The sequence below is a fragment of the Actinosynnema sp. NPDC059335 genome (assembly GCF_042752395.1).
Lineage (GTDB): Bacteria > Actinomycetota > Actinomycetes > Mycobacteriales > Pseudonocardiaceae > Actinosynnema.
This window is the reverse complement of sequence record NZ_JBHYXZ010000017.1, coordinates 38,050-60,834: the sequence shown is the minus strand read 5'-3', so window position 1 is coordinate 60,834 and position 22,785 is coordinate 38,050. Positions and strand designations below refer to the sequence as shown.

Here is a 22,785-nt window from a genome sequence, read left to right as displayed (position 1 = left end):
GCGGCGCGCGGGCGCGCCGCCCGCGGCGGCGGGGGGGGGGCCCCCCCCCCCCCGCCGCCCCCCCCCCCCGGGCGGTCAGGCGTTGTCCAGCGCCGTCCGGTCCGGCGGCACGTCCGCCACCGCCGCGGTGTCCGCCGCGGTCACCTCGGCCCCGGGCGCGGGGGTGTCCGGGGTCAGCCAGAGCACGCCCGCGGGCGGGAGCTGGAGCACCGCCGAGGCCGGCCGGCCGTGCCACGGGTGCTCCTCCGCCTCCACCGCGCCGAGGTTGCCGACCCCGGACCCGCCGTAGACCTCCGAGTCCGTGTTCACGACCTCGCGCCACCGTCCCGCCACCGGCAGGCCGACGCGGTAGTCGTGGTGCGGCATGCCGGCGAAGTTCGCCACGCACGCGAGCACCGAGCCGTCCTCGCCGATCCGCAGGAAGCTCAGCACGTTGCCCGCCGAGTCGTTCGCGTCGATCCACGAGAAGCCCTCGGGCCGGTCGTCCACGCTGTAGAGGGCGGGCGTCGACCGGTAGACCCGGTTCAGGTCCGAGATCAGCCGGTGCAGGCCGCTGTGCAGCGGCGACTCCAGCAGGTGCCAGTCCAGCGACCGGCCTTCCGACCACTCCTCCCGCTGCCCGAACTCGCCGCCCATGAACAGCAGCTGCTTGCCGGGGTGCGCCCACATGAACGCCAGCAGCGACCGCAGCCCCGCGGCCTTGTTCCAGTCGTCGCCGGGCATCCGCTGCCACAGCGACCCCTTGCCGTGCACGACCTCGTCGTGCGACAGCGGCAGCACGAAGTTCTCGCTCCACGCGTACACCAGCGAGAACGTGATCTCGTTGTGGTGGAACGACCGGTGCACGGGCTCGCGGGACAGGTAGTGCAGCGTGTCGTGCATCCACCCCATGTTCCACTTGAACCCGAACCCGAGGCCGCCCAGGTGCGTCGGCCGCGTCACGCCCGGCCACGCCGTCGACTCCTCCGCCACCATCACCACGCCGGGGTGGCGCTTGTAGACGGTCGCGTTCAGCTCCTGGAGGAACCGAACCGCGTCCAGGTTCTCCCGGCCGCCGTACTGGTTGGGCAGCCACTGCCCCTCCTGGCGCGAGTAGTCCAGGTAGAGCATCGAGGCCACCGCGTCGACCCGCAGGCCGTCGATGTGGAACTCCTCGATCCAGTACAGGGCGTTGGCCACCAGGAAGTTGCGCACCTCGTTGCGCCCGAAGTCGAACACCAGCGTGCCCCAGTCCGGGTGCTCGCCCCGGCGCGGGTCGCCGTGCTCGTACAGCGGGCTGCCGTCGAACCGGGCCAGCGCCCACGAGTCGCGCGGGAAGTGGGCGGGCACCCAGTCCATGATCACGCCGATGCCGCGCTGGTGCAGCGTGTCCACGAAGTGCCGGAAGTCGTCCGGCGAGCCGAACCTCGACGTCGGCGCGTAGTACGACGTGACCTGGTAGCCCCACGACCCGCCGAACGGGTGCTCGGCCACCGGCATCAGCTCCACGTGCGTGAACCCGGCGCTCACCACGTAGTCGGCCAGCTCCGAGGCCAGCTCCCGGTACCCCAGGCCGGGCTTCCACGAGCCCAGGTGCACCTCGTACACGCTCATCGGCGCGTTGACCCACTGCGTGGCGTCGCGCCTGGCCTCCCACTCGGCGTCGCCCCACCGGTGGGTGGACCGGGTGACCACCGACGCCGTCTGGGGCGGCGTCTCGGTGGCGAACGCCATCGGGTCGGCCTTCTCGTGCCACCCGCCGTCCCGGCCCAGGATCCGGTACTTGTACCGGGTGCCCTCGGGGACGCCGGGGATGAAGATCTCCCACACGCCGGACGACCCGAGCGACCTCATCGGGTTCGCCCGCCCGTCCCAGCCGTCGAAGTCGCCGCACACCCGCACGCCGCGGGCCGTCGGCGCCCACACCGCGAAGGACACGCCGGAGACGGTGCCGTTGGGCGTGTCGTAGCTGCGCACCCGCGCGCCCAGCACGTCCCACAGCCGCTCGTGCCGCCCCTCGCCGATGAGGTGCAGGTCCAGCTCGCCGACGGTGGGCAGCCACCGGTACGGGTCGTCCACCTCGACCACGTTGTCGCCGTACTCGACCTCCAGCCGGTAGTCGCCGGGGTGCTCGGGCAGCTCGCCCTCGAACAGCCCGTCGGTGACGCGGTCCAGGTCGAACCGCTTGTCACCGGCCAGCACCGCCACCGCGGTCGCGCCCGGCCGCAACGCCCGCGCGACCACGCCCTCGGCGACGTGGTGCACGCCCAGCACCGAGTGCGGGTCGTGGTGCGCCCCGGCCAGCAGCCGGTCGACGTCCTCGGGCGAGATCATGACTGCACCGCTCCCTCTCCAGTGATCCGCGCGATCGACGACAACGGGACCGTCAACCACTCCGGCCGGTTCGCGTGCTCGTACGCGACCTCGTACACGGCCTTGTCCAGCTCGAACGCCCGCAGCAGGTAGCCCAGGCCGCGCGGGTCGCCGACCGACTCCGACGCCGCCTCCGCGTAGCCCTCGGTGAACGCCGCGCGGTTGCGCCGCGCCCACTCCAGCGCCCGCACCGCGAGCTGGTGGTCCTCCGGCTGGCCGACCAGGAGCTGGTGCGCCGCGTAGTCGAACGACCGCAGCATCCCGGCCACGTCCCGCAGCGGGGAGCGCAGCGCCGTCCGCTCGGCGATCGGCGAACCCGGCTCGCCCTCGAAGTCGATCAGCAGCCAGCCCTGCACGGTCCGCAGCACCTGGCCGAGGTGCAGGTCGCCGTGGATGTTCTGCACGACCGTCGTGCCCGGGGTGTTCCTGGCCTGCTCGAACGCCTCCCGCAACGCGGGCACGTACGGCCGCAGGTCCGGGACGGCGCCGGCCACCTCGTCCAGCCGCGCGACCATCGCCCGCACGGTCCGGTCGATGTCGTCGGCCCCCGCGTGCTCCGTGCCCAGCGCGCGCTCCAGGTCCGCGTGCACGGTGGCCACGGCCTGCCCGAGGCGCTGCGCCTCGCCCGCGAAGTCGCCGCCCACCTCGTCGGCGTGCAGGTCGGCCTCGGCCATCAGGTCGCGGACGCTCGTGGTGGCCATCGCCCAGCCGTCCACCGCGTCCGGCATGAACTGCTGGAGCATGCCCACCGTGGTGGTCTGCCCGTCCAGCCTGCCGGTGATCGAGCCGAGCGGCTGGGCGATGTGCTCGCAGCCCACCTGGCGCAACGCCCGGTGCAGCACCAGGTCCGGGTTCTCGCCGTAGGTCAGCTTGCGGAACAGCTTGAGGATGTACTGGCTGCCGAACACGATCGAGGTGTTGGACTGCTCGGCGCCGATCGGCCGGCCGCGCAGGCCGGTCTGCAGCTCCACACCCGGCTCGTGGGCGAACCTCAGCCCGTCCACCTCGGCGCCCTCGGCGATCAGGTCGAGCAGCACGCCGGTCAGCTCCGGCACCTGGGTCGCGTCGTAGCTGTCCAGGTGGTCGGTGACCAGCAGCTGGTACGGCTCGCGCCGGTCCGGCTGCTCCACCTCCACCACGAGGTGCACCAGCACCGGCTCCCCGGTCCGCAGCACCGTCGTGCGCAGCGGGCGGATGGACGTGACCGGGCGGTCCTTCCCGCCGAACCACCGCTGCGCGGGCAGCCACCCGGGCAGCTCGGCCATCACCTTGTCCACCAGGTCGTGCGGTTCGGTCACGTCGGTCACCTCGGCTCGCTGTCGTCGTCGGCTTCCACGAGCTGGAACCAGTAGAAGCCGTGACCGGGCAGGGTCAGCAGGTACGGCAGGTCGCCCACGGTCGGGAAGACCACGCCGCCGGTCAGCTCCATGGGCCTGCTGCCGCGGTGCTCGGACAGGTCCAGCTCGACCGGCTGCGGGAACCGCGACAGGTTGTTCACGCACAGCACGACGTCCTCGTGGCCGTCGGGCCGCCGCCACCGCCGCCGGTAGGCCAGCACGCTCGGGTTCGACCCGCCCAGGTCGGTGAAGTCGCCCTCGGCGAAGGCGTGGTGCTGCTTGCGCACCTCGATCATCCGCCGGGTCCAGTGCAGCAGCGACGACTGGTTGTTCAGCTGGGCCTCGACGTTGAGCCCCTGGTAGCCGTACACCGGGTCCATGATCACCGGCAGGTAGATCCGGCCGGGGTCGCAGCTGGAGAACCCCGCGTTGCGGTCCGGGGTCCACTGCATCGGCGTGCGCACCGCGTCGCGGTCGCCGAGCCAGATGTTGTCGCCCATGCCGATCTCGTCGCCGTAGTACAGGACCGGCGAGCCGGGCAGGGACAGCAGCATCGCGGTGAACAGCTCCTGCTGGTTGCGGTCGTTCTCCAGCAGCGGGGCCAGGCGCCGTCTGATGCCGATGTTCGCCTTCATCCGCGGGTCCTTGGCGTACTCCGCGTACATGTAGTCGCGCTCTTCGTCGGTGACCATCTCCAGCGTCAACTCGTCGTGGTTGCGCAGGAAGATGCCCCACTGGCAGCCGTCCGGGATCTGCGGCGTCTGCGCCAGGATCTCCGAGATCGGGAACCGCGACTCCCGCCGCACGGACATGAAGATGCGCGGCATCAGCGGGAAGTGGAACGCCATGTGGCACTCGTCGCCGCCGACCTCGGGGTTGCCGAAGTACTCGACCACGTCCGACGGCCACTGGTTGGCCTCCGCGAGCAGCACCCGGCCGGGGTACTCGTCGTCCACGACCTTGCGGCAGCGCTTGAGGAAGTCGTGCGTGCGCGGCAGGTTCTCGCAGTTGGTGCCCTCCTGCTCGAACAGGTACGGCACGGCGTCGAGCCGGAACCCGTCGATGCCCAGGTCGAGCCAGAACCGCAGGGTGTCCAGCATGGCCTCCTGGACGTGCGGGTTCTCGTAGTTCAGGTCGGGCTGGTGGGAGAAGAACCGGTGCCAGTAGAACTGCCCGCGCACCGGGTCGTAGGTCCAGTTCGACGACTCGGTGTCGACGAAGATGATCCGCGCGTCCGCGTAGCGCTGGTCGTCGTCGCTCCACACGTAGAAGTCGCCGTACGGGCCGTCCGGGTCCGTCCGGGACTGCTGGAACCAGGGGTGGGCGTCGCTGGTGTGGTTGAGCACCAGGTCGGTGATCACCCGGATGCCCCGGCGGTGCGCCTCGTCCAGCAGGTACACGAAGTCCTCGACCGAGCCGAACTCCGGCAGCACCGCGCGGAAGTCGGAGATGTCGTAGCCGCCGTCGCGCAGCGGCGAGGCGTAGAACGGCGGCAGCCACAGGCAGTCGACGCCCAGCCACTCCAGGTAGTCCAACCGGGACGCGAGGCCCCGCAGGTCGCCGGTGCCGTCGCCGTTGGAGTCGCTGAACGCGCGCACCAGCACCTCGTAGAACACCGCGCCCTTGAACCAGCTCGGGTCGCGCGGCACGAGCTTGGCCGACCGGAAGTCCTCGGCCTGCGGTTCGACCAGCAGGCCGTCCGCGCCGATGGCCTCGCCGGTGTGCGGCACGTGCTCCAGACCTACCAGCGCGGCGTCGGGTCGGGCCTCTTCTTGCATGTGTGCTCCACCTCGTCCCACCTCATTGGGGGTGCGTTCGATCGTCCCTCGTGCTCTTCGGCGGGCACGGGGACTCGGTAAAGGGGACCGGGTTGGGTTGTCGCTAGCTGCCGAACCTGCGCTGCACGCCCACGATGTGCGCCGGGGCGCGCCAGGGTTCCAGGCGGACGTAGTTGGCCTGACCCCAGTCCCAGGTCTCCCCGGACACCTCGTCGTGCGCGATCAGCCGCTCGTGCCAGTCGACGCCGAGCGCGGGCAGGTCCAGCCAGACGGTGCCGTCCTGCGCGTTGTGCGGATCCAGGTTGACCACGACGACGACCGTGTCGCCGGTGCCCGGGTCCTGCTTCGAGTACGCGATCAACGCCGGGTTGTCGACGTGGTGGAACCGGAGTGTTCGCATCTGCTGCAACGCCGGGTGCGCCCGGCGGATCGCGTTCAGCTTGCGCAACCACGGTTCCAGCGACCGTCCCTCGGCCACCGCCGCCGCGTAGTCGCGGGGGCGGAGCTGGTACTTCTCCGAGTTCAGGTACTCCTCGCTGCCCGGCCGGACGGCCTCGTGCTCGAACAGCTCGTAGCCCGAGTACACACCCCAGGTCGGCGCCATCGTCGCCGCCAGCGCCGCGCGCAGCGCGAACATGCCCGGACCGCCGTGCTGCAGCGACTCGTGCAGGATGTCGGGGGTGTTGACGAACAGGTTGGGCCGCGCTTCGTCCCAGTGCTCGACCAGTTCGACGCCGAACTCGGTCAGCTCCTCCTTGGTCGTGCGCCAGGTGAAGTAGGTGTAGCTCTGCGTGAAGCCGAGCTTGGCCAGGCCGTACAGGCGGGCCGGGCGGGTGAACGCCTCGGACAGGAACAGCACGTCCGGGTGGCGGTCCTTGACCGCCCAGATCAGCCACGCCCAGAAGTCCGGCGGCTTGGTGTGCGGGTTGTCGACCCGGAAGATGCGCACCCCGTGGTCCACCCAGTGCAGCACGACGCGCAGCACCTCGTTGTAGATGCCCTGCGGGTCGTTGTCGAAGTTGACCGGGTAGATGTCCTGGTACTTCTTCGGCGGGTTCTCCGCGTACGCGATGGAGCCGTCGGGGCGGGTGGTGAACCACTCGGGGTTCTTCAGCACCCAGGGGTGGTCGGGGGCGCACTGGAGGGCCAGGTCGAGCGCCACCTCGATGTTCAGCTCGCGGGCGCGGGCCACGAACGCGTCGAAGTCCTCGATCGTGCCCAGCTGGGGGTGGATCGCGTCGTGCCCGCCCTCGTCCGCGCCGATGGCCCAGGTGGAGCCGGGGTCGTCCTCGGTGGCGGTGAGCGAGTTGTTCGGGCCCTTGCGGTTCACCCGGCCGATCGGGTGGATGGGCGGCAGGTAGGCGACGTCGAAGCCCATGGCCGCGATGCGGTCCAGCTCCTTGGCGGCGGTGACGAACGTGCCGTGCACCGGGACGCCGGACTCGTCCACACCGCCCGTGCTGCGGGGGAAGAACTCGTACCACGACCCGAAGGCGGCGCGCTTGCGGTCGACCCACACCTTGTGCGACTTGCCCTTGGTGACCAGCTCGCGGACCGGGTGCTCGTGCATGACCCGGCGGACGTCGTCGGCCAGCGCGGGGGCGACCCGCTCGGCCAGCGGGCGGTGCTCGTCGCGCAGCGCGCTCGCCGCGTTGGCCAGGAGCGGCTTCTCCCGGCGGCGGTCCGGCCGGCGGCCCACGCGGTCGAGCAGGCGCGCGCCGGTCTCCAGGTCGTTCTCCAGCTCCGCCGCGCCCTGGCCGGCGGCGATCTTGACCTCGACGGCGTGCAGCCAGGTGGACCACGGGTCGCTCCAGGCGTCCACCCGGAACGTCCAGGAGCCCTCCGCGTCGGGCACGATCGTGGCGGTCCAGCGGTCCAGGCCGACGCCCAGCGGGACCATGCGCGTTTGTCTCGCGACCCGGTCGTTCGGTCCCCGCCACGTCACCGTGGCCGCCACGGCGTCGTGGCCCTCGCGCCACACCGTGGCCTCGACCGGAACGTGCTCGCCCACCACGGCCTTGGCCGGGTAGCGACCTCCGCTCACGCTCGGGGAGACGTCGTCGATCCCGAGTCGCCCGCTCATCGGCAGCGCCCCTCTCACCTGGTGTGACGCGTGCACGGTCAAGTCTGCCCGCAGCGATCGGCCGCGCCTTCGCCGGGACCCGTACCCGCTTTTCCTACCCCTTCTGATTGGATTGCACACTTGGCGGTCGCTCCGTCTCGCGATGGAAGACCAGATTCCCAGCTGCTGATCACCCGCATACACGTGCCGCGCCGGCACCGATCGGGCGACCACCCGTCACACGATGGTGTGGTTGATCACGTCGGCGGCGTGTCGCGGGGGCGGCGGCCCGGCGCGCGGGCCGGACGAGCGCCGCGGCGGCCGTTCGGCGTAACGGCGCGACGGGGTCCCACGGGGCCGTCAACGCTTGCGCGGTGTGGGTGAAATAACTTGCGGCACCGCGTTCCCGCTGGTGAGGCTGTATCGGTCCCTGCATCGGTTCGGGTGACCGTTGTCCCGCACCGCTGGATGGGGGATAAGGTCCGACGCCATGCGAGCACTTCGCCGGTTCACCGTCCGAGCCAGCCTGCCCGAGCCGCTGGCGGCCCTGGGCACCCTCGCCACGAACCTGCGCTGGACGTGGCACCAGCCCACCCAGGACCTGTTCGCGTCGATCGACCCCGAGCTGTGGGCCGGGAGCGGCGACCCGTTGCGCGTGCTGTCCGTGGTCGTCCCCGAACGGCTCGAGGAGCTCGCCCGCGACGAGGGGTTCCTCGCCCGCGTCCACGCCCTGGCCGACGACCTGCACCGCTACACCACCGGGCCGCGCTGGTTCCAGCGCCGCCAGGACGAGATCGCGCAGCGCCGCGAGCGCGGCGACTTCGACGCCAAGCCCCTGCCCAACGCCATCGCCTACTTCTCCATGGAGTTCGGCGTCACGGAGGCGCTGCCGAACTACTCCGGCGGCCTCGGCGTGCTGGCGGGCGACCACCTCAAGGCCGCGTCCGACCTCGGCGTCCCGCTGATCGCGGTCGGCCTGCTCTACCGCTCGGGCTACTTCCGCCAGGCGCTGAGCCTGGACGGCTGGCAGATCGAGCACTACCCGGTGCTGGACCCGCGCGGCCTGCCGCTGGAGCTGCTCACCGAGCCGTCCGGCGCGCCGATCCTGGTGCACGTCGCCATGCCCGGCGACCGGGTGCTGCGGGCGAAGGTGTGGAAGGCCCAGGTCGGCCGCATCCCGCTGCTGCTGCTCGACTCCGACGTGGAGCAGAACGACGAGGACCTGCGCGGCGTCACCGACCGCCTCTACGGCGGCGACCAGGACCACCGCATCCGGCAGGAGATCCTGGCCGGGGTCGGCGGCGTGCGCGCCGTGCGCACGTACTGCGACCTGACCGGGCACGCCGCGCCCGAGGTGTTCCACACCAACGAGGGCCACGCGGGCTTCCTCGGCCTGGAACGCGTGCGCGAGCTGGTCACCGGCGAGGGCCTGGACTTCGACCAGGCGCTCGCGGCGGTCCGCGCGGGCACGGTGTTCACCACCCACACGCCGGTGCCCGCGGGCATCGACCGGTTCCCGGTCGACCTGGTGCAGCACTACTTCGGCTCCGAGCAGCTCCTGCCGGGCGTGAACACCCAGCGCGTCCTCGCCCTCGGCGCGGAGGAGAACCCCGGGCTGTTCAACATGGCCCACATGGGCCTGCGGCTCGCGCAGCGCGCGAACGGCGTGTCCAAACTGCACGGCACGGTCAGCCGGGACATGTTCCGCGGCCTGTGGCCCGGGTTCGACGCGTCCGAGGTGCCGATCGGCTCGGTCACCAACGGCGTGCACGGCCCGACGTGGGCGGCGACCGAGATGAGCCGCCTGGTGGGCGACCCGGAGGACTCCGGCGTGGGCGCGCCCGGGTTCGAGCCGGTGACCGACGAGCGGCTGTGGGAGCTGCGCAACGACCTGCGCGCCAAGCTCGTGGCCGAGGTCCGCCGCCGCACCCGCGCGTCGTGGTTGCAGCGCGGCGCGTCGGCGTTGGAGCTGGGCTGGACCGACTCGGTGTTCGACCCGGACGTGCTCACCGTCGGCTTCGCCCGCCGCGTGCCGACCTACAAGCGGCTGACGCTGATGCTGCGCGACGCCGACCGGCTGCGCCACCTGCTGCTGCACCCGGAGCGTCCGGTGCAGCTCGTCGTCGCGGGCAAGTCGCACCCGGCCGACGACGGCGGCAAGGCGTTGATCCAGCAGATCGTGCGGTTCGCCGACGACGCGGGCGTGCGGCACCGGATCGTGTTCCTGCCCGACTACGACATGTCCATGGCCCGGTACCTGTACTGGGGCTGCGACGTGTGGCTGAACAACCCGATGCGGCCGCTGGAGGCGTGCGGCACGTCCGGCATGAAGTCGGCGCTCAACGGCGGGCTGAACCTGTCGATCCGCGACGGCTGGTGGGACGAGCTGTACGACGGCAGCAACGGCTGGGCCATCCCGACCGCCGACGGCGTCACCGACCCCACCCGGCGCGACGACCTGGAGGCCGCCGCGCTGTACGACCTGCTCGGCAACCAGGTCGCGCCGCTGTTCTACGACCGCGGCGAGGACGGCGTGCCGACGCGCTGGCTCGCCATGGTGCGGCACACGCTGGCCTCGCTCGGCCCGGCGGTGCAGGCGTCGCGGATGGTGCGCGAGTACGTGGAGGAGCTGTACGCGCCCGCGGCGGCGTCGGCCGCGTCCGTGGTCGGCGACGGGTTCCGCGGTGCGAAGGAGCTGGCCGCGTACCGGCAGCGGCTGCGGGCGTCGTGGACGCGGGTGCGGGTGCTGGACTCGGAGATGTCGCTGAACGGGTCGGCCACGCCGCGGCTCGGCGCGCCGGTCGGCGTGCGGGCGCGGATCGAGCTGGCCGGGCTAGAGCCGTCCGAAGTGGACGTGCAGGTGGCGCTGGGCCGGGTCGGCGACTCCGACGAGCTGTACGACGTGGTGACCCACGGCATGCGGTACGCGGGCAACGGCAACTACGAGATCGAGGTGCCGCTGCCGCACGCGGGCGCGGTCGGCTACACGGTGCGCGTGCTGCCGAGGCACGACCTGCTCGCGTCGCCGGCCGAACTCGGCCGGGTCGTGTTGGCGGGCTGAATCCCCACGATCAGATGACCGTCGGCGTGACCGGCGGTCATCTGATCGGAATTTCTTCACACTTTCGCACTCGATTTGTTCGGTCGGGTGAATTCATTCGCTCCGATGTCGGGACTGTTCCGACGCGCTTACGCTTTCGGCGTGAGGAAACTCGTGACAGTCGGCTCGGTGCTCGCCGTGGCGCTGGCGGTGGCCGTGATCCCGGCCGCGTCGGCGCAGCGGCAGGAGGCGGAACCCCCGGCCGCGTGCGCCGGGTTGGTCGTCCAGCTCGCGGACGGCGTGAAGAAGGTGGTCGAACCGCTGGCCGCGAACCCGCCCACGCCGGACAAGGCGGCCGCGCCGATGGGCGACGTGATCGTGCTGCTGATGGGCATGACGGCGGCGAAGTGCCTGCCCAGGCCGCCGGTGAGCGCGCCGGCCTCGGCGGACGGGTACCGGGGGCCGGAGCTGTGCCTGTCGCACTCGATGGCGGCGTTCGCGGGCTCGTTCAGCGTGTTGAGCAAGGTCGTGCCGGGCGCGGTGCCGCCGGACGCGGGGAAGCTGCGCACCGAGGCGCAGGGCTGGACCAAGGCCATCGGCGACGTGGTGGCGAACTGCGGCCTGCCGGCGCCGGCCGAAGGCATGCCGACGTTCCCGAAACCGCCCGCGTGACCACGGCGGGATTCGCGCGGCTCGGATTTCCGGGTGTTCCGGACACGCGTCCGGATCGGGCGTTCACCGGGTTCGCCCGGCCCGGGTGATCGCGGGGCTCCTCCGGCTCAGGTGATGGAGAGGCGGGCGGTGGTCTCCGCGACCCGGGGCATCCAGCCGGCCAGTTCCCGCGCCTCGACCAACGTCGCGCGGGCCGCCGCGTTGTCGCCGGCGGCCATCTGCGCGCGGGCGATCGTGGCCAGGGCGTCGGCCCGGGACAGCGCGCCCTCGGCGCTGGCGCGGGCCTGCCGGGCGAGCGTGAGGGCGGTGGCGTGGTCGTCCTCCAGCAGGGCGAGCTGGGCGAGCGTGCCCGTGCAGCGGTGGCGGGGGTAGCCGAACCGCATCGCGCCGTCCACGGCCCGTTTGGCGGCGGGCACGCCGACCTCCGCCGGCAGTTGGCCGCCCTCGACGGCGTTGGCGGTGGAACTGGCCATCTCCGCCAGCACGAACGCCATGTCGCGCGGTTCCAGGTCGGTGCGTCCCATCAGGCCGCTGACCACGTGCAGGGCTTCGGCGTACCGGGTGCGCAGGGTCAGCACGGCGACCCGCGCGCCGATCGCGACGAGCAGCCCGGGGTGGCGGGCCACCAGTTCGTCGGCGAGCGCCTCGGCCCGGTCCAGGTCACCGGCCTCCAGCGCGTCGGTCACCTGGTTGACCAGCGGCGTCGCGTCGAACTCCGCCGCCGTGCGGCCGGTGACCCGGGGCAGCGCGAACAGGAACCAGCCGGGTGACGTGGTGCCCGCGCCGCGGCGTGGCCACAGGCCGTTGACCAGCACCGCCGTGCCGGCGATCGCGAAACCCCGCCAGAACGGCCGGTCCGCGCCCAGCCAGGCCACCCCGACCACCGCCGCCGCCAGCACCGCCGACGTCAGGCCGGTCAGCCACAGCCGGCGGCGGGCCGGGGCCTTGATCGACGTGAGGCCGACCGACATCAGCAGCGGCGCCACCCGCCACACCACCCGCAGGTGGGGGCGCGTCCACGTGCGCACCTCGCCGCCGACGCCGATCACCACCAGCGGCACCCGCACCCGGAACAGCAGCGCACCGACCAGCAACCCGACCTGGAGCCCCAGGAGGACCACCCACGTCCCGACCGCCGCCCCGCCGAACGCCGCCGCACTCGGCCGCCACACCACCAGGGCGACCAGCACGACCCCGGTCAGCACTTTCCACACGCCTGAGAGACGCACCCCTCGCCTCCCCGGTTCCCCGCGCGTGTCCTACCTCCAAAACGCGAGTGTCCTACGTCCAGAACGCGAGTGTCCTACGTTCAGGTACCCCGAGTTCAACACTCAGGACGTCCGCCACGTGCCGGTGCGGAGTTCTGAACGTTGAATTCGGCATACCTGAGCGTTGGACTCACGCGTTCCCAACGTTGGACTCACGCGTTCTGGAGGTAGGACACGCGGGTTAGGTGACGGCTTGGGTGGCGCCGGGGCGGACGGGGAGGCCGGCGGCGGCGTAGGCGCGGAAGCCGCCCACCAGGTCCGTCGCCTTGGGCAGGCCGACGCGCTGGAGGTCGCGGGCCGCCAGGCTGGACGCGTAACCCTCGTTGCACAGCACCACCACGGTGGTGTCGGCGGTGAAGCCGGGGATCCGGTGCTCGCCCTCCGGGTCCAGCCGCCACTCCAGCACGATCCGCTCCACCGGGATCGAGCCGGGGATCTCGCCCTCCGCCGCCCGGTTGTGGTGCGGCCGGATGTCCACCACCAGCGCGTCGGACAACCCGGCCAGCTCGTGCGGCTCGACGCGGGTCAGCTCCCGGCGCGCTTCCTCCAGCAACTCCTCGGCACTCACGGGCCCTCCTGGTCGGCCAGAACGCGCAGCTGCTCCAACGGCAGCCGCAGGGCGGGCAACGGCGGGATCTCCGGCGGGATGTCCGCCAGGCTCGGGTACTCGCGGGTCGGCACGAGCGGCGGCGAGTAGGCGTGCACGCTCGCCGCGCCGACCGTGCCGACGTTGCGCACCTGGTGCGCGCGCCCCGCGCCGAACCCGAGGGCGCTGCCGACCGGCCGCGCCGCGCTGCGGATCGGCCCGCCGGGGTAGCGGTAGTCCTCGGCCAGCTCGCCGGTCAGCACGGTGAACGAGCCCGCCGCGCCGCCGTGGTCGTGCGGCTCGGTGCCCTGGCCGGGCAGCCAGCTCAGCAGCCACAGCTCCACGCCCTCGGTCAGCCCCAGCCGCGCCCACCAGCGGCGCTCGGGGTCGAACTCGAGGATCTCCAGCAGCGGGGTGGTCAGCTCGGACGCGACGGTGGAGGTCAGCTCGCGCAGCTCGCGCGGCGTCCACAGCTCGCGGTCCGGGTGGATGATGTCGCGCAGCAACCGCACGTCCAGCTTCGGGTGCAGGTCGGCGCGCGCGATCGTGGCGGTCACGATGGTCGCTCCTGATGGCTACGGGTCGGGCGGGGTAGCGATCAAGACGCGACGCGGCGTCCTCGGGGACGGGCGTGCTGCCCGCCTAACGGCCGCGTCGCGTCCCGCTACACCCGCACGACGCCACCAGCAGGAGGTCGATCGTGCGGTCGCACCAGGTCAGCAGCGGACGGCCCACGCCGGCATCGTGCCACGGAACGCCGGCCGGTGCGCAGCCCTCTCACCAGGCAGGATTGCGTCGGTGACCGACGCAGTGGCACCCCGTCAGCGCGGCACCCGCAGCAGCAGGAGCGACCGGCCCTGGAGCACGAGCGCCGCCCCGGCCGCCAGGTTCCCCGGCCGCGCGGGCGCGCCGTCGGCGGTGGTCGAGTCGATCACCGGCTCGTACCGCGCGCCGTACTCCGGCCCCGGCAGCGTCACCTCGACCGGGTCCGCGCCGGCGTGCACGAGCAGCAGCCACGAGTCGTCGGACACCCGCTCGCCGTCCCGGGAGCGCGACAGGCTGTTCGACCCGTCGATCCACATGCCCAGGAACCGCCGGCCGTCGTCGAACCAGTCGGTCTCGGCCATCTCCTCGCCGTCCGAGCGGAACCACACCAGGTCGGGCGCGCCGGACGCGGTGGTGCGGCCGTCGAAGAACTGCGGCTGGCGCAACGCGGGCGACGCCGCGCGCAACGCGATCACCCGCCGGGCGAACGCCAGCATCGACTCCCCGTCGTCGCCGAGCTTCCAGTCCACCCACGACGTCTCGTCGTCCAGGCAGTACGCGTTGTTGTTGCCGCCCTGCGTGCGCCACAGCTCGTCGCCCGCGGTCAGCATCGGCGTGCCGGTCGAGAGCATCAGCGTGGCGAACAGGTTGCGCGCCTGCCGGGCCCGCAGCGCCAGCACCGCCGCGTCGTCCGTCTCGCCCTCGACGCCGCAGTTCCACGACCGGTTGTCGTTGGTGCCGTCGCGGTTGTCCTCGCCGTTGGCCAGGTTGTGCTTCTCGTTGTACGACACGAGGTCGCGCAGCGTGAACCCGTCGTGCGCGGTGACGAAGTTGACCGACTGCCACGGCCGCCGCAGGTCGTCGGCGTACAGGTCGGACGACCCCGACAGCCGGTAGGCCAGGTCGCGCACGCTGGTCATGCCGCGCCAGTAGTCGCGCACGGTGTCGCGGTACCGGCCGTTCCACTCGGCCCACTGGACGCCGAAGTCGCCGACCCGGTAGCCGTCGCCGGTGGCGTCCCACGGCTCGGCGATCAGCTTGCACCGCGACAGCACCGGGTCCTGGGTGATCGCGGTCAGCATCGCCGACGCCCGGTCGAACCGCCCGCCGCCCGGCCGGCCCAGGGTGGAGGCCAGGTCGAACCGGAAGCCGTCCACGCCCATCTCGGTCGCCCAGTACCGCAGCGAGTCCGTCACCAGCCGCACGAACTGCGGCGACCCGGCCTCGGTGGTGTTGCCGCAGCCGGTGATGTCGAACGTGCCGCCGCCCTCGATGTGCAGGTAGTAGCCGGGGGCGTCGAAGCCGCGGTAGGACAGCGTCGGCCCCTCCGGGCCGCCCTCGCAGGTGTGGTTGTAGACCACGTCGATGATCACTTCGATGTTCGCCGAGTGCAGCGCGGCCACCATCGTGCGGAACTCCTCGACCTCCCGGCCGGGCTCGCTGGCGTAGGCGGGGTGCGGCGCGAAGTAGCTCAGCGGCGAGTAGCCCCAGTAGTTGCGCCTGCCGTCGCGGATCAGCGACGGCTCGTCCACGAACGCGTGCACGGGCAGCAGCTCCACCGACGTCACGCCGAGCCGCGTCAGATGCTCCAGCACGGCCGGGTGGGCGAGCCCCAGGTAGGTGCCGCGCTGGTGCGGGGGCACGGCCGGGTGCTGCTTGGTGAAGCCGCGCACGTGCAGCTCGTAGATCACGGCCTCCTCGAACGGGACCTCGGGCTTCACCCCGGTGTCCGGCCCGCCGGGCGACGTGACCACGGACAGCGGCACGCTGCCCAGCGAGTCGACGGTGGAGGGGCCGCCGAGCATGGGGTCGTCCACGTAGCCCAGCGCCGCGTCCAGGTCGGCGAGCGCGCCCGTGATCCTCCTCGCATACGGGTCGACCAGGAGCTTCGCCGGGTTGCACCGCAGGCCCCGCGAGGGGTCGTACGGCCCGTGCACCCGGTAGCCGTACCGCTGGCCGGGGGTCACGCCGGAGATGAGCCCGTGCCACACGCCGAACGTGCGTTCGGTCAGCTCGACGCGCTCCTCGGAGCCGTCTTCGCTGATCAGGCACACCTCCACGGCGTGCGCGGGCGGCGCCGAGACGGCGAAGCGCACGCCTCCGGCCTCGGGGTGCGCCCCGAGGGGGAACGGTCGGCCCGCGAGCAGGATCGAGTCGGCAGCCATGCCCCCGATCTTTCCAGCAGACACCGACGGTGTGGGCATGAGCGCGCCACGCCACTGCGTGGTTCGCGTACCTCCCCCCACCGGACCGGGGGCGGAGGGGTTTGCAGAACAATGGCGACGGCGGTGCATCGACGGGGCGAGGGCAGGCGTGGAAAACGAAGATCTGGTCATCCACATGCAGGGTGTTTCGGTTCGACGGGGCAAGACCACGCTGGTCGGCGACGTCGACTGGAGCGTGGAGCTGGACGAGCGCTGGGTCGTGCTCGGCCCCAACGGGGCGGGCAAGACCACGCTGCTCCGGCTGGCGAGCGCCGAGCTGCACCCGACCAAGGGCAGGTTGCACCTGCTCGGCGAGCGGATCGGCAAGACCGACGTGTTCGAGCTGCGGCCGCGCATCGGGTTGTGCTCGGCGGCGCTGAGCGGCCGGATCCCGGGTGACGAGAAGGTCGTCGACCTGGTCGTCAGCGCCGGGTACGCGGTGCTGGGCCGGTGGCGCGAGGAGTACGACCAGCTCGACACCGGCCGGGCCCGGGAGCTGCTGGCGTCGATGGGCATCGAGCACCTGGCCGACCGCACGTACGGCACGTTGTCCGAGGGCGAGCGCAAGCGCACGCTGATCGCCCGCGCGCTGATGACCGACCCCGAGATGCTGCTGCTGGACGAGCCCGCCGCGGGCCTGGACCTGGGCGGGCGCGAGGACCTGGTGGCCCGGCTCTCCGAGCTGGCGATGGACCCGGACGCGCCGGCGACGGTGCTGGTCACGCACCACGTGGAGGAGATCCCGCCGGGGTTCACGCACGCGCTGCTGCTGCGTGACGGCGGCGTCGTGGCGCAGGGCCTGCTGGACGACGTGCTGACCGAGGAGAACCTGTCGAAGACGTTCGACCAGCCGTTGGAGTTGCAGCGGTCGGGTGACAGGTACTTCGCCCGCCGCAAAACTACCGAGGGGTAACCTGCGAGGCGCACCGACGGAGGTCGAGGAGGACCCGTGGCTGAGTTCGTGAGGCTCGAAGTCGAGGACGGGATCGGCACCATCCGGCTGGACCGCCCGCCGATGAACGCGCTCAACCGGCAGGTCCAGGAGGAGATCCGGGCCGCCGCGCTGGAGGCGGCCGACCGGGCCGACGTCTACTCGGTCATCGTGTACGGCGGGCCGAAGGTGTTCGCGGCGGGCGCGGACATCAAGGAGATGGCCGAGCTGTCGTACGCCGACATGGCGGCCCGCGCGGGCGCGTTCACCTCGGCGCTGCGCGCGGTGGAGGAGATCCCGAAGCCGACCGTGGCGGCCATCACGGGGTACGCCCTGGGCGGCGGCTTCGAGTTGGCGCTGTGCGCGGACCGGCGCGTCGCGGGCGACAACGCCAAGGTCGGCCAGCCGGAGATCCTGCTCGGCGTCATCCCCGGCATGGGCGGCACGCAGCGCCTGCCGCGGCTGATCGGCCCGTCGCGGGCCAAGGACCTGATCTACACCGGCCGGTTCGTCGGCGCCGAGGAGGCGCTGCGGATCGGCATGGTGGACGAGGTCGTGGCCCCGGACGACGTGTTCGAGGCGGCCAGGCGGTGGGCCGGGCAGTTCGTCAACGGCCCGGTGCGCGCCTACGCCGCCGCGAAGGCCGCGATCGACGGCGGGCTGGACACCGACCTGGGCAGCGGGTTGAAGCTGGAGAGCCAGCTCTTCGCCGCGATGTTCGCCACCGAGGACCAGAAGACCGGCATGGCGTCGTTCATCGAGAACGGCCCGGGGAAGGCGAAGTTCAGTGGCCGTTGATCCCAAGCCCAACCCGCACGCCACGGCGGAGCAGGTCCAGGCGGCCTACGCCGACCCCAAGCTCGCGAACGTGCTCTACCACGACTGGGAAGCGGGCACGTACGACGAGAAGTGGTCGATCTCCTACGACGAGCGCTGCATCACCTACGCCAAGGACCGGTTCCGGGCGGTCGCGGGCGAGGTCGGGCCGTACGGGCACGCGTTGGAGCTGGGCTGCGGCACCGGGTTCTTCCTGCTCAACCTGATGCAGGGCGACGTGATCGAGCGCGGCTCGGTCACGGACCTGTCGCCGGGCATGGTCGAGGTGGCGCTGCGCAACGCCGGGCAGCTCGGCCTGCCGGTGGACGGCCGGGTCGCCGACGCCGAGCGCATCCCGTACGACGACGACACGTTCGACCTGGTCGTGGGGCACGCGGTGCTGCACCACATCCCGGACGTGCCCGCCGCGATGCGCGAGGTGCTGCGGGTGCTCAAGCCGGGCGGCAAGTTCGTGTTCGCGGGCGACCCGACGAACATCGGCAACTTCTACGCCCGCAAGCTCGGGCAGCTCACGTGGTGGCTGACCACGAACGTGACCAGGCTGGGCCCGCTCAACGGCTGGCGCCGGCCCCAGGCCGAGCTGGACGAGTCCTCGCGGGCGGCGGCGCTGGAAGCGGTGGTGGACCTGCACACGTTCGACCCGTCCGAGCTGGAGCGGACGGCGCGCGGCGCGGGCGCGGTGGACGTGCGGGCGGTGACCGAGGAGCTGTCGGCGGCGTTGTTCGGCTGGCCGGTGCGCACGTTCGAGGCCGCCGTGCCGCGGGAGAAGCTGGGCTTCGGGTGGGCGATGTTCGCCTACCGCACCTGGCAGCGGCTGTCCTGGGTGGACGAGAACGTGCTGGCCAAGGTGCTGCCGCGCGAGGTGTTCTACAACGTCTCCGTGACGGGCCGCAAGCCGGTCTAGTGGCCTACGCGTTCAGCCTCGACGACGTGGCGTACCTGCGTTCGGACGCCGGGCGCGCCGCGTTGTCGGCGCTGGCCGACCTGCCGCTGACGCCCGCGTCGCGGTTGGCGGACGTGACGCGGGCCAAGCGGGTCGCGCCGGACCACTTCGCCGCCGTGCTGGAGACGGTGCTGCTGCGCCGCAAGGCGGCCAAGGTCGCGTTCCCGGACGGGCTGTTCACCTCCGACGCGTTGCAGCAGGCCACCGCCCACCCGGTGGCCGTGCACCGGGCGCGCCGGTTCGCCGGGCGGGTGGCGCACGACGTGACGTGCTCGATCGGGGCGGACCTGGCCGCGTTGCCGGCCGGTTCGGTCGGCTCCGACCTCGACCCCGTGCGGCTGGCCATGGCCCGGCACAACCTGGGTGACGCGGTGCCCCTGGTGCGCGCGGACGCGTTGCGCCCGGTGTCGCGCGGCACGGCGGTGCTGGCCGACCCGGCCCGGCGGGACGCGAGCGGGCGGCGGACGTGGCGCCCGTCGGACTTCGCGCCGCCGCTGGACGAGCTGGCCGCGACCTACGCGGACCGGGACCTGGCGGTGAAGTGCGCGCCGGGCGTGGACTTCGCGGTCGCGCCGTGGGCGGACGAGGTCGAGCTGGTGTCGCTGGACGGGCAGGTGCGCGAGGCGTGCCTGTGGACGCGGGGTCTGGCCACGCCCGGCGTGTCGCGGCGGGCGAGCGTGCTGCGGTCCGACGGTCCGGGCTGGACGATCACCTCCGCCGAGCCGGACGACTGCGGCGTGAGCGAGCCGGACGCGTGGCTGGTCGACCCCGACGGCGCGGTGGTGCGCGCCGGGCTGGTGCGGCACTACGCGGCCCGGCACGGGCTGGCCCAGCTCGACGAGCGGATCGCCTACCTGACCGGCCCGACGCCGCCGCCGGGCGTGCGCGCGTTCCGGGTGGTGGAGCACGGGCACTACAGCGAGAAGGCGTTGCGGTCCGTGCTGCGGGCGCACGACGTGGGCCGGGTGGAGATCCTGGTGCGCGGGCTCGACGTGGACCCGAACGCGCTGCGGCCGAGGCTGAAGCTGTCCGGGTCGGCCGAGGCCACGGTGGCGCTGACCCGCGTCGGCCGCCGTCCCGTCTACCTGCTCGCGCACGCCGAGCGCACCTAGCCGAGCTTCGCCAGCCGCTCGAACAGGAACCCGCGCAGCCCGTCGAGGTCGGCGTCCAGGGTGATGTCGAGGGTCTTCGGCGCGTCCACCTCCAGCCGCTGGTCCACCACGAGCGCGCCCCGGTTCGGCCCGAACGAGCAGTCGACGTCCACCGGGAAGCCCGTGGCGGTGAGCAGGCCGGGGCGGACGGCCTCGGCGACCGCGACCGCGTCGTGCACCGCCATGCCGTCCCAGCCGAGGAACCGCCGGTAGGTCGCCAGGTAGTCGGGCGTGAGGCCGACGAGCGCCGCGGCCGCGGGCGAGGTCCGGGCGAGGTCGGCGAGCCACTGGCTGCTCACCGCGCACCGGCGGGTGAGGTCCATGGGGACGAGCGTGGTCGGCACGTCCTCCTCGACCAGCACGCGGCGGGCCGCCTCGGGGTCGCTCCACACGTTGAACTCGGCGGTGGCGGTGACGTTGCCGCCGTTCACCCCGCCGCCCATGACGACGAGCCGGCCGATCTTCGGCTTGAGGCCGGGGTGCGCGGCGAGCAGCAGCGCGATGTTGGTCAGCGGGCCGATGGGGACGATCGTGACGGGCCGGTCGGCCTGGTCGAGCAGGTCGCGCAGGAGGGTGACGGCGTCCCGCGCGTCCGGGCCGCGGGTGGGCTCGGGGAGCGTGTCGGCGTAGCCGGAGAGGCCGTCCGAGCCGTGGGCACTGGACAGGTGCGGGTGGGGGTGGACCAGCGGCCGCGCCGCGCCCATGCCGACCGGCACGTCCTCGCGGCCCAGGAGCGCGAGCAGGCGCAGGGCGTTGCGCGTGGTGTTCTCCAGCGAGACGTTGCCGAAGACCGTGGTCACGCCGATCAGCTCCACCTCGGGGCTGGCCGCGGCGAGCGCGAGGGCGAAGGCGTCGTCCACACCGGGGTCGGTGTCGATGATCAGGGGAGTCGTCACACGTCACTGTGGCACGGGCTCCGCCCGGCGGGCGGTTGGAGTGCCGCCACACCCGGAGGTCCCCTCGTGATGTCCCGGTCGTGTCGACCCACGTCGCACCGCGTCGGCGTCGGAACGTCGGCGGCAGGCGAAGGTGGACGGACCTGGTAATCCGTCCGTCATCCCGCGACGATGTCGTCCTGGTCCAAGGCCAACGTCCGTTCCGCGGCGTCGATGAGGTCCTGGTAGGTGAGGACCTCTATCCGGGACAACACGGCGTTGTAGCTCCGGAACGCGGCGGCGACCTCGGCGGGCTCGAATGCCGGTGTGACGAACGCCGGGTGCCCGATGAGGACCGTGGCGAAGGCGCGCCTGGTCTCGATCCCGTGCTCCGCCAGGATCGTCGCGCGCTGTTCGTCCAGAGACCGCAGGTAGTTGGCCGCCTGTGTCATCGCCTCATGCACGTCCGCTCCGACGGAGCAGTGGGAACGCGGTTTCTCCACCAGCCTGGGCACGAATGCCCGCTTCAGCTCCACGACGTGCAGGGAACCGTCTCCGCGCAGGAGCGGGATGTCCACCTCGTCGGTCGTGGTGAATCGACGCCGGTCCAGCTCTTCGACATAGCGGCCGCCGAAAATCCACGTCTGCTCCTTGAGCTCCTCGTGGATTCGGCGCTCGGAGCTGCCCGGGTCTTCCACCACCGCTCGCAAGCGGTCCAGCGCCGTTCGACGCCTGCGCCATTGGATCGCGCGGGCGACCACCTCCGAACCGGGCATGCCCGCTATCTCCTCAAGGGCTTCGGGCGACAGGTCGGACAGCTCTGCTCCGGCGGGCGGATCGGTCAGGACGAGCTGGATCCGGCTGAGCCAGACCAGGTGGTCGGCACTGCCTCTCGGCAGTCCGACACCGCCGAGCCGGTCCTCGCCGATCGTCCACCTCTCCATTGACGAGGTGAGCCTCCGCAGCCATTGGCGTGCCTGTGCGGCGGTCGCGTCCGGCCGGTCCTTGAGGAATTCCCCGAGGAGTTCGACCGCTCGGCGCAGCCCTTGTTCGAGGGTCAGGCGCGCGAGGTTCTCACCCCAGTGCTGTGCTCCGGGCACGTACCAGGTTTCCAAGAGGGTCAAGGGAATATCGCCCGCAGCGTACTCCGCGAAATCGGCGAGTCGGTCGCTCACCTTGTCCTCGCCTGCGCCGGATGCGGCGAGCGATCCGCGTTTCAGGTGATTGACCAGGTCTTTTCCGCGTTGATAGCCGCGTCCTCGCGAATCCGTCCCGGAGTTGATGAACCGGAGTGCCGCGTCGACGCAGTCCCGAACCTCGGCTGAGCGGGTCATCTCTCGGGTGTCTTCGAGCAGTCGAACCAGGGTGAAACCCGATCGGTAGCCCATGGGGGCAAGTGTCGCACGCTGTTACTGTTGTGCGGTGGCGATTGACGCTGGAGTGGAAGTCCGCCGACTGCTCGCGACAATGAGTGGTCATCCCATCGGCGATCAGGACTACGTGTCCTACTTCGTCAACGAGTTCGGCGAGCGGCTGATCTACGTGCGTGAGCGGAAGAAGCGCCACGCCGTGCTGCTGCACTCCGATCTCGACTGGGAGCCGAAGCTCGTGACCGGTCCGCCCAAGGCGGGTGGAACCGACGAGCAGCTCCCGGCGGACGTCCGCCGGTTCCTGGACGACGTCCCCGTGGTGGGCGATCTCATCCTGGACCACCCCGAAGCGATGTGGCTCAAGGCGTGTCTGGCCGCGACTCAGGACTGGTGACACGTCACCCCTGAGCCGGGGTCGGCACGGGTTCGTCGGGGTGATGGGCGTGCGCTGGTTAGAGTGCGTCCGTGACGAGCATGTGGGGCGCACCGGTGTGGAAGAGGTGGCGCGGGGGGGGCCGCGCCCCCGCGCCGGCCCCCCTACGCACCCACCCCCCGCAGCGCGGGGGGGGGCGCCCCCCCGCCGACACCCCCCGGTAACACGGGCGGGACAGGCG

General features: G+C 72.2%; 17 protein-coding genes. 7 read left to right on the top strand and 10 right to left on the bottom strand.

Annotated elements, in window-relative coordinates; genetic code table 11:
* Window positions 1–75: 75 nt before the first annotated feature.
* The 4 genes from glgB to ACFXGA_RS08320 all read right to left on the bottom strand — a co-directional run bounded on the left by glgB (window position 76) and on the right by ACFXGA_RS08320 (window position 7,550).
* Window positions 76–2,313 carry a 1,4-alpha-glucan branching protein GlgB gene (gene glgB, locus ACFXGA_RS08335; protein ID WP_378085517.1) on the bottom strand — a complete coding sequence of 746 codons (2,238 nt, stop codon included), beginning with the start codon at window positions 2,311–2,313 and terminating at the stop codon, window positions 76–78.
* A complete protein-coding gene (locus ACFXGA_RS08330) occupies window positions 2,310–3,650 on the bottom strand; it encodes an aminoglycoside phosphotransferase (protein ID WP_378085515.1) in 1,341 nt (446 codons plus the stop codon). The genes glgB and ACFXGA_RS08330 overlap by 4 nt, the downstream gene beginning before the upstream one ends.
* A gap of 5 nt (window positions 3,651–3,655) precedes the next feature.
* The gene (treS, locus tag ACFXGA_RS08325; protein WP_378085513.1) at window positions 3,656–5,467 is read right to left on the bottom strand and encodes a maltose alpha-D-glucosyltransferase; all 1,812 of its coding nucleotides are present in this window, start codon (window positions 5,465–5,467) and stop codon (window positions 3,656–3,658) included.
* A gap of 103 nt (window positions 5,468–5,570) precedes the next feature.
* Window positions 5,571–7,550: an alpha-1,4-glucan--maltose-1-phosphate maltosyltransferase gene (locus ACFXGA_RS08320; RefSeq protein ID WP_378085511.1), complete on the bottom strand. Its 1,980-nt coding sequence runs from the start codon at window positions 7,548–7,550 to the stop codon at window positions 5,571–5,573.
* A gap of 469 nt (window positions 7,551–8,019) precedes the next feature.
* Between ACFXGA_RS08320 and glgP the strand changes: the two genes are divergently transcribed.
* Window positions 8,020–10,590 (top strand): alpha-glucan family phosphorylase, encoded by a 2,571-nt coding sequence (gene glgP, locus ACFXGA_RS08315; protein ID WP_378085509.1) that lies wholly within the window; start codon window positions 8,020–8,022, stop codon window positions 10,588–10,590.
* A gap of 141 nt (window positions 10,591–10,731) precedes the next feature.
* Window positions 10,732–11,241, top strand: coding sequence for a hypothetical protein (locus tag ACFXGA_RS08310; protein ID WP_378085507.1), 510 nt, complete (start codon window positions 10,732–10,734; stop codon window positions 11,239–11,241).
* A 107-nt stretch (window positions 11,242–11,348) separates the two neighbouring features.
* Here the strand turns inward: ACFXGA_RS08310 and ACFXGA_RS08305 are convergent, their stop codons facing one another.
* The 4 genes from ACFXGA_RS08305 to glgX all read right to left on the bottom strand — a co-directional run bounded on the left by ACFXGA_RS08305 (window position 11,349) and on the right by glgX (window position 16,025).
* On the bottom strand, window positions 11,349–12,470 hold the full coding sequence (locus ACFXGA_RS08305) for a hypothetical protein (RefSeq protein ID WP_378085505.1): 1,122 nt from the start codon (window positions 12,468–12,470) through the stop codon (window positions 11,349–11,351).
* A 220-nt stretch (window positions 12,471–12,690) separates the two neighbouring features.
* Complete coding sequence (locus tag ACFXGA_RS08300; protein WP_378085503.1) at window positions 12,691–13,077, bottom strand: rhodanese-like domain-containing protein; 387 nt, start codon at window positions 13,075–13,077, stop codon at window positions 12,691–12,693.
* Entirely contained in the window at window positions 13,074–13,652 is a 579-nt protein-coding gene (locus tag ACFXGA_RS08295) for a cysteine dioxygenase (protein WP_378085501.1), read from the bottom strand. Before ACFXGA_RS08295 ends, ACFXGA_RS08300 begins: the two co-directional genes overlap by 4 nt.
* A 264-nt stretch (window positions 13,653–13,916) precedes the next feature.
* Window positions 13,917–16,025 carry a glycogen debranching protein GlgX gene (gene glgX, locus ACFXGA_RS08290; RefSeq protein ID WP_378085499.1) on the bottom strand — a complete coding sequence of 703 codons (2,109 nt, stop codon included), beginning with the start codon at window positions 16,023–16,025 and terminating at the stop codon, window positions 13,917–13,919.
* A 175-nt stretch (window positions 16,026–16,200) separates the two neighbouring features.
* Between glgX and ACFXGA_RS08285 the strand changes: the two genes are divergently transcribed.
* The 4 genes from ACFXGA_RS08285 to ACFXGA_RS08270 are packed head-to-tail and all read left to right on the top strand — an operon-like array spanning window position 16,201 to window position 19,887.
* On the top strand, window positions 16,201–16,977 hold the full coding sequence (locus ACFXGA_RS08285) for an ABC transporter ATP-binding protein (RefSeq protein WP_378085555.1): 777 nt from the start codon (window positions 16,201–16,203) through the stop codon (window positions 16,975–16,977).
* A gap of 36 nt (window positions 16,978–17,013) precedes the next feature.
* On the top strand, window positions 17,014–17,793 hold the full coding sequence (locus tag ACFXGA_RS08280; RefSeq protein WP_378085497.1) for an enoyl-CoA hydratase/isomerase family protein: 780 nt from the start codon (window positions 17,014–17,016) through the stop codon (window positions 17,791–17,793).
* Window positions 17,783–18,736 (top strand): class I SAM-dependent methyltransferase, encoded by a 954-nt coding sequence (locus ACFXGA_RS08275; protein WP_378085495.1) that lies wholly within the window; start codon window positions 17,783–17,785, stop codon window positions 18,734–18,736. Before ACFXGA_RS08280 ends, ACFXGA_RS08275 begins: the two co-directional genes overlap by 11 nt.
* Window positions 18,736–19,887 (top strand): class I SAM-dependent methyltransferase, encoded by a 1,152-nt coding sequence (locus tag ACFXGA_RS08270; RefSeq protein WP_378085493.1) that lies wholly within the window; start codon window positions 18,736–18,738, stop codon window positions 19,885–19,887. Before ACFXGA_RS08275 ends, ACFXGA_RS08270 begins: the two co-directional genes overlap by 1 nt.
* Here the strand turns inward: ACFXGA_RS08270 and ACFXGA_RS08265 are convergent.
* Window positions 19,884–20,822, bottom strand: a complete 939-nt coding sequence (locus ACFXGA_RS08265; RefSeq protein ID WP_378085491.1) for a nucleoside hydrolase — start codon at window positions 20,820–20,822, stop codon at window positions 19,884–19,886. The two genes, ACFXGA_RS08270 and ACFXGA_RS08265, sit on opposite strands and share 4 nt — an antisense overlap.
* Window positions 20,823–20,980: 158 nt before the next feature.
* Window positions 20,981–22,189 (bottom strand): Shedu immune nuclease family protein, encoded by a 1,209-nt coding sequence (locus tag ACFXGA_RS08260; protein ID WP_378085489.1) that lies wholly within the window; start codon window positions 22,187–22,189, stop codon window positions 20,981–20,983.
* 34 nt (window positions 22,190–22,223) lie between these two features.
* On the opposite strand from ACFXGA_RS08260, the gene ACFXGA_RS08255 reads away from it, so the two are divergent.
* A complete protein-coding gene (locus ACFXGA_RS08255; RefSeq protein ID WP_378085487.1) occupies window positions 22,224–22,565 on the top strand; it encodes a hypothetical protein in 342 nt (113 codons plus the stop codon).
* Window positions 22,566–22,785 lie beyond the last annotated feature (220 nt).